Genomic DNA, 13,518 nt, shown 5'->3' with positions numbered 1-13,518 from the left:
TGGTGACGATTCAACGCTGAATTTCGCCCGCCAGTCTACCGCGCACAGAGGATGCGTTTAGTAGTAGTAGACCGGTGAAACGAATGGTGCGAATCATGAATCGTGCTCCGTTAAATTCAATATGCTTTTAGTGGTACTGGATATGGGGGTTGATGTCAACCCCTGACAACAAAAACGACCCCGATCGCACGATGTTCCAGAGAATTTTATTTAGCTAATTGTGCTGGTTTTTATCTTTCATGCCTTTTGAAAAGTCTATTTTTGGACTGGAGATTCATCTCCGGAACGATTTAAATATAATTAGTATCAATTCAACATACGTCTGTAATGGATTAGCCCTGAGAAGAATTGTTTTTAATTTCATTGAGTTATTAGTGCTGCAAATAAAAATGCAGTAAATAAAGCGTGAGCAATGATGCGAGTTTGTTAATTGTTTGGCATGGCTCACGTGAATAGTTTAATAATACTTAAGTTATCATTAACCGAAGGGCGATTGTGTATTTGTCTTGATTATGGTTTCATGCAAACCATAATGTCATTGATATCATTTATGCGGAATTTCATCTCACCATCAATGACCTGGGCGAAGTCACCCTTTTGATGATGCGCTCTTTATATTTTCCGAATTTTAAACAATTCTCTTTCGCTGGTTGTATCTGCATGGTAAATCATATTTTTCGAAATTATTACTGTAATTTGGCAAAGGGAGTTTAGCGTGACAGTGGAGCCAGGAGTGCCAGAAAATAATATTAATCAACCTCAGGGTTATAATGGGGTTAAACCTCAGTTACGCACCGTGGATCTCAATCTGTTGACCGTGTTTGACGCGGTGATGCAGGAACAGAATATCACGCGGGCAGCGCAGTCTCTGGGGATGTCGCAGCCTGCCGTCAGCAATGCGGTATCCCGGCTTAAAGTGATGTTTAATGACGAATTGTTTGTTCGTTATGGCAGAGGGATTCAACCCACGGCGCGTGCATTTCAGCTGTTTGGCTCTATCCGCCAGGCGTTACAGTTGGTGCAAAATGAGCTGCCGGGATCGGGTTTTGAGCCCTTAAGCAGTGAGCGTGTTTTCCATCTTTGTGTATGTAGCCCGTTAGATAATTATTTGACGTCCGTGATCTACAATAAAGTGGAAGAAATTGCGCCCAATATTCAACTGGTATTTAAATCTTCTCTTAATCAGAACACAGAACATCAGCTTCGGTATCAGGAAACAGAATTCGTTCTGGGATACGAAGAGTTCCGTCGTCCGGAATTTTCCTGTGTGCCTCTGTTTAAAGATGAAATGGTACTGGTCGCCAGCAAAAAACATCCACGAATGAATATGCCGCTGCGCGAAAGTGATGTTTATAACGAGCAGCACGCTGTTGTTGCCCTCGACCGATACGCCTCATTTAGTTTGCCGTGGTATGACACTGCGGATAAACAGGCGAGCGTGGCTTATCAGGGAATGGCCATGGTCAGCGTCTTAAATGTGGTTTCCCAGACCCATCTGGTCGCTATTGCCCCGCGTTGGCTGGCGGAGGAGTTTTCGGAACCCTTAAATCTGCAAATTCTGCCGTTGCCGCTCAAGCTCAATAGCCGTACCTGTTATCTTTCCTGGCATGAAGCCGCAGGCCGGGATAAAGGCCATCAGTGGATGGAAGAATTGCTTATTAGCATTTGCCGCCGATAAGCGCGTCAGGATAAATCACATCGGCGCGTGTGGTTTATCCTGCATATTTTTTCATTTTCGGTATTTTGTGCTGTTGTTATTTTTTCTGGCTGCTGCCAGCCTCGCAAAAATAGATGATTTCCTGAAAGGTTGCGCTTTTCAGCGATGATTTATCACCTCACGAACGAATCACAGTGGAATTAACCATATCCTCCCTGTAACGCTGCTTTTTGTGCTTCTGACCCCGTTTGCCGCGTCCTGTTTGCTAATTGCCTGCCTCAAAACGAGCGGTTAAGGTAACGATCACTCTGCAATATATAAGATTGGTTCATCACGATCGTAAGACGGTGTGGAAATGAATTCTGCAGTTCGTCTATAACAAAATGCCTGGAGGCAAAGCATGGAGATGTTGTCTGGCGCGGAAATGGTCGTCCGATCGTTAATCGATCAGGGCGTTAAGCAGGTGTTCGGCTACCCTGGAGGCGCAGTTCTGGATATTTATGATGCGCTTCATACGGTAGGCGGCATTGACCATGTTTTGGTGCGCCACGAGCAGGCGGCGGTGCACATGGCTGACGGGCTGGCGCGTGCGACGGGTGAAGTGGGCGTGGTATTGGTCACCTCCGGCCCCGGCGCGACGAACGCAATTACCGGTATTGCGACAGCCTATATGGACTCCATCCCGCTGGTCATTCTATCCGGGCAGGTCGCAACGTCACTGATTGGCTACGATGCATTTCAGGAGTGCGACATGGTGGGGATTTCACGCCCCGTTGTGAAGCACAGTTTCCTGGTGAAGCAAACTGAAGACATTCCCGGCGTACTGAAAAAAGCCTTCTGGCTGGCAGCCAGTGGGCGGCCTGGTCCTGTGGTGGTCGATCTGCCTAAAGATATACTTAACCCGGCAAACAAGCTGCAGTATGTCTGGCCGGAAACGGTAAGCATGCGCTCCTACAACCCAACGACACAGGGCCACAAAGGTCAGATCAAACGTGCGTTACACACGCTTCTGGCTGCGAAAAAACCGGTGGTCTATGTCGGCGGCGGCGCGGTTAACTCAGCCTGTGAAGCGCAACTGCGTGAGCTGACCGAAAAACTAAACCTTCCTGTCGCCTCGTCACTGATGGGACTGGGCGCCTTCCCGGCAACGCACCGCCAGGCTCTGGGTATGTTGGGGATGCACGGTACCTATGAAGCCAACATGACGATGCATCATTCGGATGTGATCTTTGCCGTTGGCGTGCGCTTTGACGATCGCACGACCAACAATCTGGCGAAGTACTGCCCGAACGCCACCGTGCTGCATATTGATATCGATCCTACGTCTATTTCGAAAACGGTACCGGCGGATGTGCCGATCGTTGGGGATGCGCGACAGGTTCTGGAGCAAATGCTGGATCTGCTATCGCAGGAAACCCCTTCACAACCGTTGGATGAGATCCGCGACTGGTGGCAACAGATCGAGTTGTGGCGAGCACGTCAGTGTCTGAAATACGATACCCAAAGCGAAAACATTAAGCCGCAGGCGGTGATCGAAACCCTCTGGCGTCTGACGAAAGGTGAAGCCTATGTCACCTCTGATGTAGGTCAGCATCAGATGTTTGCCGCGCTTTATTATCCGTTTGATAAACCACGTCACTGGATCAACTCTGGTGGTCTGGGGACAATGGGTTTTGGGTTACCTGCCGCGCTGGGGGTGAAGCTTGCGCTGCCGAATGAAACCGTCGTTTGCGTGACGGGAGACGGCAGCATTCAGATGAATATCCAGGAACTCTCCACCGCGTTGCAATATGAACTGCCGGTTCTGGTTCTGAACCTGAATAACGGTTATCTCGGTATGGTGAAGCAGTGGCAGGATATGATCTACTCTGGCCGCCATTCTCACTCCTACATGAAATCGCTGCCGGATTTTGTTCGTCTGGCCGAAGCCTATGGTCATGTCGGGATGCGGGTGACTGAGCCGGCAGAGCTGGAAGCGAAACTTGCTGAAGCGCTTGAACACGTCAAAAATAACCGCCTTGTTTTCATGGATGTCATTGTCGATGGCACAGAGCACGTTTATCCGATGCATATTCGCGGTGGTGGTATGGACGAAATGTGGTTAAGTAAAACGGAGAGAACCTGATATGCGCCGGATATTATCTGTATTACTGGAAAACGAGTCTGGCGCACTGTCACGCGTTATTGGACTCTTTGCACAACGCGGCTACAACATTGAGAGTCTGACCGTTGCCCCTACCGAGGATCCTACGCTGTCGCGCATGACGATTCAGACCGTCGGCGACGCCAAGGTGCTTGAGCAGATCGAGAAACAGTTACACAAACTTGTCGATGTTCTGCGCGTGAGCGAACTGGGGCAGGGGGCCTATGTAGAACGTGAGGTCATGCTGGTGAAAATTCAGGCCAGCGGTTACGGCCGTGAAGAGGTTAAACGCAACGCGGATATCTTCCGTGGGCAGATTATTGACGTTACCCCTTCTTTATATACGGTTCAGCTGGTGGGAACGAGTGACAAGCTGGACGCATTCCTGGCGTCCGTAAGGGATGTAGCAAAAATTGTTGAAGTTGCGCGGTCGGGCGTTGTCGGCCTTTCGCGCGGCGAGAAAATCATGCGTTAGCAGGCAATAAGGTTCGCCTCTTTCAGCCCGGTCACCAAAGCCGGGCTTTTTTTTGCGTAATACGCCGATAACACAGATAAAAGCGGTTGCCGCGAAAGCTATTCTGCGTTTAGATGTTAAAAGATTTAACCATAACCTTGACAGGGCCATGGACTCTTTTCTTTTTTTAAGGGGCAATTGTGAAACTGGATGAAATCGCCCGGCTAGCCGGCGTGTCACGAACTACGGCCAGCTATGTGATTAACGGTAAAGCAAAGCAGTACCGTGTCAGCGACAAAACCGTTGAGAAAGTCATGGCGGTGGTTCGTGAGCACAACTACCACCCGAATGCTGTCGCAGCGGGCTTACGTGCCGGGCGCACCCGATCGATTGGTCTGGTGATCCCCGATCTGGAAAACACCAGCTACACCCGCATCGCTAACTATCTTGAACGTCAGGCTCGCCAGCGTGGCTATCAGCTCCTGATTGCCTGCTCTGAAGATCAGCCTGATAACGAAATGCGCTGTATTGAGCATCTGCTCCAGCGTCAGGTTGATGCGATCATCGTTTCGACCTCCTTGCCACCCGAGCATCCCTTCTATCAACGCTGGGCGAACGATCCGTTCCCAATCGTTGCACTGGATCGCGCCCTGGACAGAGAGCATTTTACCAGTGTCGTCGGTGCCGATCAGGATGACGCGGAAATGCTGGCCGCGGAGCTGAGAACCTTTCCGGCTGAAACCGTACTCTATCTTGGGGCGTTGCCTGAGCTCTCTGTGAGTTTCCTGCGTGAGCAAGGCTTCAGAACGGCATGGAAAGACGACCCGCGCGAGGTTCACTACCTTTATGCCAACAGTTATGAACGCGAAGCCGCTGCGCAGCTGTTCGAGAAATGGCTGGAGACGCACCCGATGCCTCAGGCGCTGTTCACCACTTCATTTGCGTTGCTGCAGGGGGTGATGGATGTCACTTTGCGTCGGGATGGTAAGCTGCCTTCCGATCTCGCTATCGCCACCTTCGGTGATAACGAACTGCTCGACTTCCTGCAATGTCCGGTCCTGGCCGTCGCGCAGCGCCATCGTGATGTGGCGGAGCGCGTGCTGGAGATCGTTCTCGCGAGCCTTGATGAACCACGTAAACCGAAGCCGGGGCTGACGCGCATCAAACGTAATCTCTACCGTCGCGGAATTTTAAGCCGCCATTAATGAAATGAGACGGGGGCAGCGAAAACTGCCCCCTCTTTTTTCTGGATAATTCTGTCAAATAATTCCCGGAGAAAAATTAGGACGATTCCTTAGGAATCAGAACCTGCTATTTTTTTTATTCTTTCAGGCGTTTTAAAATGCCTTTGAAAGAACATTTATACGATTTATAAAGCCTGTCTTTGTATTGTTTTGTTACAAAGCTGCCCGGTCGATGAATATTCAGACGTTTTTCCCCTGCTCCAGCGTGCTTGCCTGCCAGCCGGTTCGTTCATTGCGCATTGTGGTGAATGTGGCGCTGTTATCCCCTGTGAATATGTCTTAAAATGCTGCCCGCGTCGCAAACTGACACTTTATATTTCGATGCGATGATATTGAGTGAGCCTTAACGCTAGTGTGCATATTCGGTTTTTTTCTTACAAATATTCATAACGTTAATTTTGCCTCGCCAGTTGTGCAGTTATTAACCAGGACTGTTTATCTCTGTAAATAGAGCCCTTTCGGGTTCGTATAGAGAGAGTCCTGGCTTGACAAGCTTTTCCCTCGCTCCGTAAACTCCTTTAGGTGGGAATTTGTGGGTTAAAGTGGTGAGGAGGGGTGAGACTGGCATGTTCCGTGGAGCAACGTTAGTCAATCTCGACAGTAAGGGGCGTTTATCGGTACCAACCCGATACCGCGACCAGCTGATCGAGAACGCTACGGGTCAACTGGTTTGCACCATTGACATCAACTCCCCCTGCCTGCTGCTTTACCCTTTACCTGAATGGGAAATTATTGAGCAAAAGCTGTCGCGACTGTCGAGCATGAACCCACAGGAACGCCGCGTGCAGCGGTTGTTATTGGGGCATGCCAGTGAGTGTCAGATGGATAGTGCAGGGCGATTACTGATTGCGCCCGTGCTGCGGCAGCATGCCGGTCTGACCAAAGAAGTGATGCTGGTCGGTCAGTTCAACAAGTTTGAACTGTGGGACGAAACGACCTGGTATCAACAGGTCAAGGAAGATATCGACGCTGAGCAGTCTGATTCCGCAACCTTGTCGGAACGGCTGCAGGACTTGTCTCTATAAATATGATGGAAAATTATAAACATACAACGGTGTTGCTGGATGAGGCCGTCAACGGCCTGAATATTCGTCCGGACGGCATCTACATTGATGGCACTTTTGGTCGCGGTGGCCACTCGCGTTTGATCCTCTCCCAGCTTGGAGCGGAAGGACGTCTGCTGGCAATTGATCGCGATCCGCAGGCGATTGCTGTTGCGCAAACCATCGATGACCCACGCTTTTCCATCGTGCATGGACCTTTCTCTGCGCTGGCGGATTACGTTGCTGAGCGCGGCCTGACAGGCAAGATCGACGGGATTCTTCTCGATCTTGGCGTCTCTTCACCCCAACTTGATGATGCTGAACGCGGCTTCTCCTTTATGCGCGACGGCCCGCTGGACATGCGCATGGATCCCACGCGCGGTCAGTCTGCCGCCGAGTGGTTACAGACCGCAGATGAAGCCGATATCGCCTGGGTGATCAAAACCTTTGGCGAAGAACGTTTTGGCAAGCGCATCGCGCGCGCCATTGTTGAGCGCAATCGTATTGAGCCGATGACCCGCACGAAAGAGCTGGCCGAGGTGATTGCGGCGGCAACACCGGTGAAGGATAAACACAAACACCCCGCGACCCGTACCTTCCAGGCGGTTCGCATCTGGGTAAACAGTGAACTGGAGGAAATAGAGCTGGCGCTAAAAAGCTCGCTCGACGTGCTGGCCCCGGGAGGGCGGTTGTCCATCATCAGCTTCCATTCGCTGGAGGACCGTATTGTGAAACGCTTTATGCGCGAACAAAGCCGCGGTCCACAGGTGCCAGCAGGGCTGCCGATGACGGAAGAACAACTCAGGAAGCTGGGTGGCCGTCAGTTGCGAGCATTAGGCAAGTTGATGCCGGGCGAAGAAGAGGTGGCAGAGAATCCACGCGCCCGTAGTTCAGTGCTGCGTATTGCAGAGAGGACGAACGCATGATCGGCAGAGTGACAGAGACCCTAAGCAAAGTTAAGGATTCGTTAGGAAGCAACGAGCGCCATGCCTTGCCTGGCGTGATCGGCGACGATCTTTTGCGGTTTGGGAAGCTGCCACTCTGCTTGTTCATTTGCATCATTGTGACGGCAGTAACGGTGGTGACGACAGCCCACCACACACGTTTATTGACTGCGCAACGCGAGCAGATGGTACTGGAACGCGATGCGCTGGATATTGAATGGCGAAACCTGATCCTTGAAGAAAACGCCCTCGGCGATCACAGCCGGGTCGAGCGGATCGCAACAGAAAAGCTGCAATTGCAGCATGTTGATCCTTCCCAGGAAAATATCGTAGTACAAAAATAAGGGAAAACGCGACGCATGAGAGCAGCGGCAAAAACGCTAAAACCAAAACGTCAGGAAGAACAGGCCAACTTTATCAGTTGGCGTTTTGCGTTGCTTTGCGGCTGCATTTTACTCGCGCTGGGCTTCCTGCTGGGACGTGTGGCGTGGCTACAAATCATCGCGCCTGACATGCTGGTGCGCCAGGGCGATATGCGCTCTCTGCGCGTACAGGAAGTCTCCACATCTCGCGGGATGATCACCGATCGTTCCGGTCGTCCGCTGGCGGTGAGCGTACCGGTGAAGGCGATCTGGGCCGATCCGAAAGAGCTGCACGATGCCGGTGGTATCACGCTCGACAACCGCTGGAAAGCGCTGTCTGACGCCCTGAAAATGCCGTTGGATCAGCTTGCGTCCCGCGTTAATGCCAACCCGAAAGGGCGCTTTATCTATCTGGCGCGTCAGGTTAACCCTGACATGGCCGATTACATCAGAAAACTGAAGCTCCCGGGTATCCATCTGCGAGAAGAGTCTCGCCGTTACTATCCTTCCGGCGAAGTAACCGCTCACCTCATTGGTTTTACCAACGTCGACAGCCAGGGGATTGAAGGGGTTGAAAAAAGCTTCGATAAGTGGCTTACCGGTCAGCCGGGTGAGCGAATCGTGCGTAAAGACCGCTATGGTCGCGTCATTGAAGATATCTCTTCCACAGACAGCCAGGCCGCGCATAACCTGGCGTTGAGCATTGATGAACGCCTGCAGGCGCTGGTGTATCGCGAGCTGAACAATGCCGTGGCCTTTAACAAGGCGGAGTCGGGCAGCGCCGTGCTGGTGGATGTCAGCACTGGCGAAGTGCTGGCGATGGCCAACAGCCCGTCCTACAACCCGAACAACTTTACCGGTACCGCCAAAGATGCAATGCGTAACCGTGCCATTACCGACGTGTTCGAACCTGGCTCCACGGTGAAGCCGATGGTGGTGATGACGGCGCTGCAACGCGGCATCGTCAATGAGAACACGGTTCTGAACACGATCCCTTACCGAATCAACGGCCACGAGATTAAAGACGTGGCGCGCTACAGCGAATTGACCCTGACCGGGGTATTACAGAAGTCGAGTAACGTCGGTGTTTCAAAGCTGGCGTTAGCGATGCCGTCCTCAGCGTTAGTAGAGACTTACTCACGTTTTGGGCTAGGAAAGGCGACCAATTTGGGGTTGGTCGGAGAACGCAGTGGCTTATATCCTCAAAAACAACGGTGGTCTGACATAGAGAGGGCCACCTTCTCTTTCGGCTACGGGCTAATGGTAACCCCGTTACAGTTAGCGCGAGTCTACGCAACGATTGGCAGCTATGGCGTCTATCGCCCGCTGTCGATTACCAAAGTTGATCCACCGGTTCCGGGCGAGCGTATCTTCCCGGAATCTATCGTTCGTACCGTTGTGCATATGATGGAAAGCGTGGCGCTACCTGGCGGTGGCGGCGTGAAGGCGGCGATCAAAGGCTATCGCATCGCCATTAAAACCGGTACGGCGAAAAAAGTGGGGCCAGACGGCCGCTACATCAACAAATACATTGCCTATACCGCAGGCGTTGCGCCTGCAAGCAATCCGCGTTTTGCGCTGGTGGTCGTCATTAACGATCCACAGGCGGGTAAATACTACGGCGGCGCCGTTTCAGCGCCTGTGTTCGGCGCCATCATGGGCGGCGTATTACGCACCATGAACGTTGAACCGGACGCGCTGGCAACGGGCGAAAAAAGTGAATTTGTAATTAATCAAGGCGAGGGTACAGGTGGCAGATCGTAATTTGCGCGACCTTCTCGTTCCGTGGGTGCCAAACGCACCTGAGCGAGCGCTACGGGAGATGGTACTGGACAGCCGTGTGGCTGCTTCCGGCGATCTTTTTGTGGCTGTAGTTGGTCATCAGGCGGACGGGCGTCGATATATCCCGCAGGCGATTGCGCAAGGTGTAGCTGCCATTATTGCTGAGGCAAAAGATGAGGCAACCGACGGTGAAATCCGTGAAATGCACGGTGTGCCGGTTATCTACCTTAGCCAGTTGAATGAGCGACTCTCCGCACTGGCGGGACGTTTTTATAACGAGCCTTCAGACCAACTGCGTCTGGTGGGTGTGACGGGCACTAACGGTAAAACCACGACCACCCAATTGATGGCGCAATGGGCGCAACTGCTGGGAGAAACCGGCGCCGTAATGGGCACCGTGGGGAATGGGCTGCTGGGTAAAGTGAGCCCGACGGAAAACACCACCGGCTCCGCGGTTGACGTACAACATGTAATTGCTGGTCTGGCAAGGCAGGGGGCGACCTTTGCCGCGATGGAAGTCTCCTCTCATGGTCTGGTTCAGCATCGTGTGGCGGCGCTGAAATTTGCCGCCTCCGTGTTCACGAACCTGAGTCGCGATCATCTTGATTATCATGGTGATATGGAGCATTACGAGGCCGCGAAATGGCTGCTCTTCTCCACGCATCACTATGGACAGGCCATCATCAACGCTGATGACGAAGTGGGGCGCCGCTGGCTTGCGAAGCTGCCGGATGCGGTTGCGGTGTCGATGGAAGACCATATCAATCCGAACTGCCATGGCCGCTGGCTGAAGGCGGTTGAGGTTAATTATCACGACAGCGGCGCGACGATTCGCTTTGCCTCTTCCTGGGGTGAAGGCGAAATTGAAAGCCGCCTGATGGGGGCGTTTAACGTCAGCAACCTCCTGCTGGCGCTGGCAACGCTGCTGGCGTTGGGCTATCCGATGGCCGAACTGCTCAACACCGCAGAGCGTCTGCAGCCCGTCTGTGGCCGTATGGAAGTGTTCAGTGCACCCGGTAAACCGACCGTTGTAGTCGATTATGCCCACACGCCGGATGCGCTGGAAAAAGCGCTTGAAGCGGCACGTCTGCACTGCGCCGGTAAGCTCTGGTGTGTGTTTGGTTGTGGGGGCGATCGCGACAAGGGCAAGCGTCCGTTGATGGGGGCCATCGCCGAACAGTTCGCGGATATTCCGGTTGTGACCGATGACAACCCGCGTACTGAAGAGCCGCGCGCCATTATCAACGATATCCTGGCCGGTATGCTGGATGCAGGACGTGCCCGCGTGGTGGAAGGCCGTGCGGAAGCCGTGACCAACGCCATCATGCAGGCGCAGGAGAACGACGTCGTGCTCCTGGCGGGTAAAGGCCATGAAGATTATCAGATTGTTGGCAATCGTCGTCTGGACTATTCGGACCGTGTAACGGCAGCGCGTCTGTTGGGAGTGGTGGCATGATCAGCTTAACGCTCGGCAAGGCGGCAACCCTCCTGCAGGGTACGTTGCATGGTCAGGATCTGACCATCGACGCCGTGACGACAGATACCCGCAAAGTGACCGCCGGGTGCCTGTTTGTGGCGCTGAAGGGCGAACGTTTTGACGCCCACGATTTTGCTGAACAGGCGAAAGAGAATGGTGCGGGTGCGCTGCTGGTGAACCGCAAACTCGATATCGATTTACCGCAGATTGTGGTGAAGGATACGCGCCTTGCCTTCGGTGAGCTGGCGGCATGGGTTCGTCAGCAGGTGCCGGCTCGCGTTGTTGCTCTGACGGGGTCTTCGGGCAAAACGTCAGTAAAAGAGATGACGGCGGCGATCCTCAGTCAGTGCGGTAATACACTTTACACCGCAGGCAATCTAAATAATGACATCGGCGTGCCGATGACATTGCTTCGCCTCACCAAAGAGCATGACTTTGCGGTGATTGAATTAGGGGCAAACCACCAGGGTGAAATTGCCTGGACGGTCAGCCTGACGCGTCCGGAGGCTGCGCTGGTGAACAACCTGGCCGCCGCGCATCTGGAAGGTTTCGGTTCACTTGAAGGCGTGGCGAAAGCCAAAGGTGAGATCTATACCGGCCTGCCGGATAACGGTATCGCCATTATGAATGCCGATAATAACGACTGGTTGAACTGGCAGAGCATCATCGGTTCACGTAAGACGTGGCGCTTCTCGCCTAATGCGGCAGACAGTGATTTTACCGCGACCCAGATCCATGTGACTTCGCATGGCACGGAATTCACGCTCAATACCCCAACGGGAGGCATTGAGGTTCTGCTGCCGCTGCCGGGCCGCCATAACATCGCTAATGCGCTTGCTGCCGCGGCGCTGTCGATGGCCGTCGGCGCAACACATGACGCGATCAAAACTGGCCTTGCGAATTTAAAAGCCGTACCGGGACGTCTGTTCCCAGTCCAGCTTGCAGAAAACAAACTGCTGCTGGATGACTCCTACAACGCGAACGTCGGTTCGATGACGGCAGCCGTACAGGTGTTGTCCGAAATGCCAGGCTATCGCGTGATGGTGGTTGGCGATATGGCCGAGTTGGGCGATGAGAGCGAAGCCTGTCATATCCAGGTGGGTGAAGCCGCGAAAGCGGCCGGGCTGGATTGCGTACTGAGCGCAGGAAAACTGAGCCAGGCGATTAGCCATGCCAGCGGGGTTGGCGAACATTTTGCCGATAAAGCCGCACTGATTGAACGTCTGAAGACGTTGATTGCTGAAAAACAAATTGTGACTGTGTTAGTGAAAGGTTCACGTAGTGCCGCCATGGAAGAGGTAGTGCACGCATTACAGGAGAACGGGACATGTTAGTTTGGCTGGCCGAACATTTGGTCAAATATTACTCAGGCTTTAACGTCTTTTCTTATCTGACGTTTCGCGCCATCGTCAGCCTGCTGACTGCGCTGTTCATCTCGTTGTGGATGGGCCCGCGCATGATTGCCCGTCTGCAAAAACTCTCTTTCGGCCAGGTTGTGCGTAACGATGGTCCGGAATCGCACTTCAGCAAGCGCGGTACGCCAACCATGGGCGGGATTATGATCCTGACCGCGATCGTGGTTTCCGTGCTGCTGTGGGCCTATCCATCCAACCCGTACGTCTGGTGTGTGCTGACTGTGCTGGTGGGCTACGGAATCATTGGGCTTGTTGATGATTACCGCAAAGTGGTACGTAAAGACACGAAAGGTCTGATCGCCCGCTGGAAATATTTCTGGATGTCGGTGATTGCGCTGGGCGTGGCCTTCGCGCTGTATCTGGCCGGAAAAGACACTCCCGCTACCGAGCTGGTGGTGCCGTTCTTTAAAGACGTCATGCCGCAACTGGGGCTGTTCTACATTCTGCTGGCGTACTTCGTGATTGTGGGCACCGGTAACGCGGTGAACCTGACCGATGGTCTGGATGGTCTGGCCATTATGCCGACGGTGTTCGTGGCCGCAGGTTTCGCGCTGGTGGCGTGGGCGACCGGCAACATGAACTTTGCCAACTATCTGCACATTCCTTATCTGCGTCACGCGGGCGAGCTGGTGATCGTCTGTACGGCCATTGTCGGGGCGGGGCTGGGCTTCCTGTGGTTCAACACCTATCCGGCCCAGGTCTTTATGGGTGACGTCGGTTCACTGGCTCTGGGCGGCGCACTGGGTATTATTGCCGTGCTGCTGCGCCAGGAGTTCCTGCTGGTGATCATGGGCGGGGTATTTGTGGTTGAGACCCTGTCGGTGATCCTGCAGGTCGGTTCCTTTAAGCTGCGCGGCCAGCGCATCTTCCGTATGGCACCGATTCACCATCACTATGAACTGAAAGGCTGGCCAGAGCCGCGTGTCATCGTGCGCTTCTGGATTATTTCGCTGATGCTGGTGCTGATTGGCCTGGCAACGCTGAAGGTACGTTAATC

Annotated in this window: 12 protein-coding genes; 11 read left to right on the top strand and 1 reads right to left on the bottom strand. The window is 53.3% G+C overall.

The window, feature by feature from the left end:
- Nucleotides 1-10: 10 nt before the first annotated feature.
- Nucleotides 11-97: a leu operon leader peptide gene (gene leuL, locus VF709_RS10555; protein ID WP_071830037.1), complete on the bottom strand. Its 87-nt coding sequence runs from the start codon at nucleotides 95-97 to the stop codon at nucleotides 11-13.
- Nucleotides 98-733: 636 nt separating this feature from the next.
- Between leuL and leuO the strand changes: the two genes are divergently transcribed.
- The 11 genes from leuO to mraY all read left to right on the top strand — a co-directional run bounded on the left by leuO (nucleotide 734) and on the right by mraY (nucleotide 13,516).
- Nucleotides 734-1,678, top strand: a complete 945-nt coding sequence (leuO, locus tag VF709_RS10550) for a transcriptional regulator LeuO (RefSeq protein ID WP_013095563.1) — start codon at nucleotides 734-736, stop codon at nucleotides 1,676-1,678.
- 379 nt (nucleotides 1,679-2,057) lie between these two features.
- Nucleotides 2,058-3,782: an acetolactate synthase 3 large subunit gene (gene ilvI, locus VF709_RS10545; protein ID WP_149896543.1), complete on the top strand. Its 1,725-nt coding sequence runs from the start codon at nucleotides 2,058-2,060 to the stop codon at nucleotides 3,780-3,782.
- A gap of 1 nt (nucleotide 3,783) precedes the next feature.
- On the top strand, nucleotides 3,784-4,275 hold the full coding sequence (ilvN, locus tag VF709_RS10540; RefSeq protein WP_008501994.1) for an acetolactate synthase small subunit: 492 nt from the start codon (nucleotides 3,784-3,786) through the stop codon (nucleotides 4,273-4,275).
- Nucleotides 4,276-4,454: 179 nt separating this feature from the next.
- The gene (cra, locus tag VF709_RS10535) at nucleotides 4,455-5,459 is read left to right on the top strand and encodes a catabolite repressor/activator (protein ID WP_013095565.1); all 1,005 of its coding nucleotides are present in this window, start codon (nucleotides 4,455-4,457) and stop codon (nucleotides 5,457-5,459) included.
- A 605-nt stretch (nucleotides 5,460-6,064) separates the two neighbouring features.
- Nucleotides 6,065-6,523, top strand: coding sequence for a division/cell wall cluster transcriptional repressor MraZ (gene mraZ, locus VF709_RS10530; RefSeq protein ID WP_040022076.1), 459 nt, complete (start codon nucleotides 6,065-6,067; stop codon nucleotides 6,521-6,523).
- Nucleotides 6,524-6,525: 2 nt separating this feature from the next.
- The gene (gene rsmH, locus VF709_RS10525) at nucleotides 6,526-7,467 is read left to right on the top strand and encodes a 16S rRNA (cytosine(1402)-N(4))-methyltransferase RsmH (RefSeq protein WP_013095568.1); all 942 of its coding nucleotides are present in this window, start codon (nucleotides 6,526-6,528) and stop codon (nucleotides 7,465-7,467) included.
- Complete coding sequence (ftsL, locus tag VF709_RS10520) at nucleotides 7,464-7,829, top strand: cell division protein FtsL (RefSeq protein WP_008501989.1); 366 nt, start codon at nucleotides 7,464-7,466, stop codon at nucleotides 7,827-7,829. Before rsmH ends, ftsL begins: the two co-directional genes overlap by 4 nt.
- Before the next feature lie 15 nt (nucleotides 7,830-7,844).
- Nucleotides 7,845-9,611: a peptidoglycan glycosyltransferase FtsI gene (locus VF709_RS10515; RefSeq protein WP_023620014.1), complete on the top strand. Its 1,767-nt coding sequence runs from the start codon at nucleotides 7,845-7,847 to the stop codon at nucleotides 9,609-9,611.
- On the top strand, nucleotides 9,598-11,085 hold the full coding sequence (gene murE, locus VF709_RS10510; protein WP_149896544.1) for a UDP-N-acetylmuramoyl-L-alanyl-D-glutamate--2,6-diaminopimelate ligase: 1,488 nt from the start codon (nucleotides 9,598-9,600) through the stop codon (nucleotides 11,083-11,085). Before VF709_RS10515 ends, murE begins: the two co-directional genes overlap by 14 nt.
- Nucleotides 11,082-12,440 (top strand): UDP-N-acetylmuramoyl-tripeptide--D-alanyl-D-alanine ligase, encoded by a 1,359-nt coding sequence (murF, locus tag VF709_RS10505; protein WP_047352030.1) that lies wholly within the window; start codon nucleotides 11,082-11,084, stop codon nucleotides 12,438-12,440. The genes murE and murF overlap by 4 nt, the downstream gene beginning before the upstream one ends.
- The gene (gene mraY, locus VF709_RS10500; protein ID WP_149896545.1) at nucleotides 12,434-13,516 is read left to right on the top strand and encodes a phospho-N-acetylmuramoyl-pentapeptide-transferase; all 1,083 of its coding nucleotides are present in this window, start codon (nucleotides 12,434-12,436) and stop codon (nucleotides 13,514-13,516) included. The genes murF and mraY overlap by 7 nt, the downstream gene beginning before the upstream one ends.
- Nucleotides 13,517-13,518: the final 2 nt, after the last annotated feature.

The sequence above is a fragment of the Enterobacter sp. Lyrl_3 genome (assembly GCF_051948675.1).
Classification (GTDB): domain Bacteria; phylum Pseudomonadota; class Gammaproteobacteria; order Enterobacterales; family Enterobacteriaceae; genus Enterobacter; species Enterobacter cloacae.
Note: the sequence above shows the minus strand (reverse complement) of the source record. Positions and strands in the feature narration are given on the sequence as shown.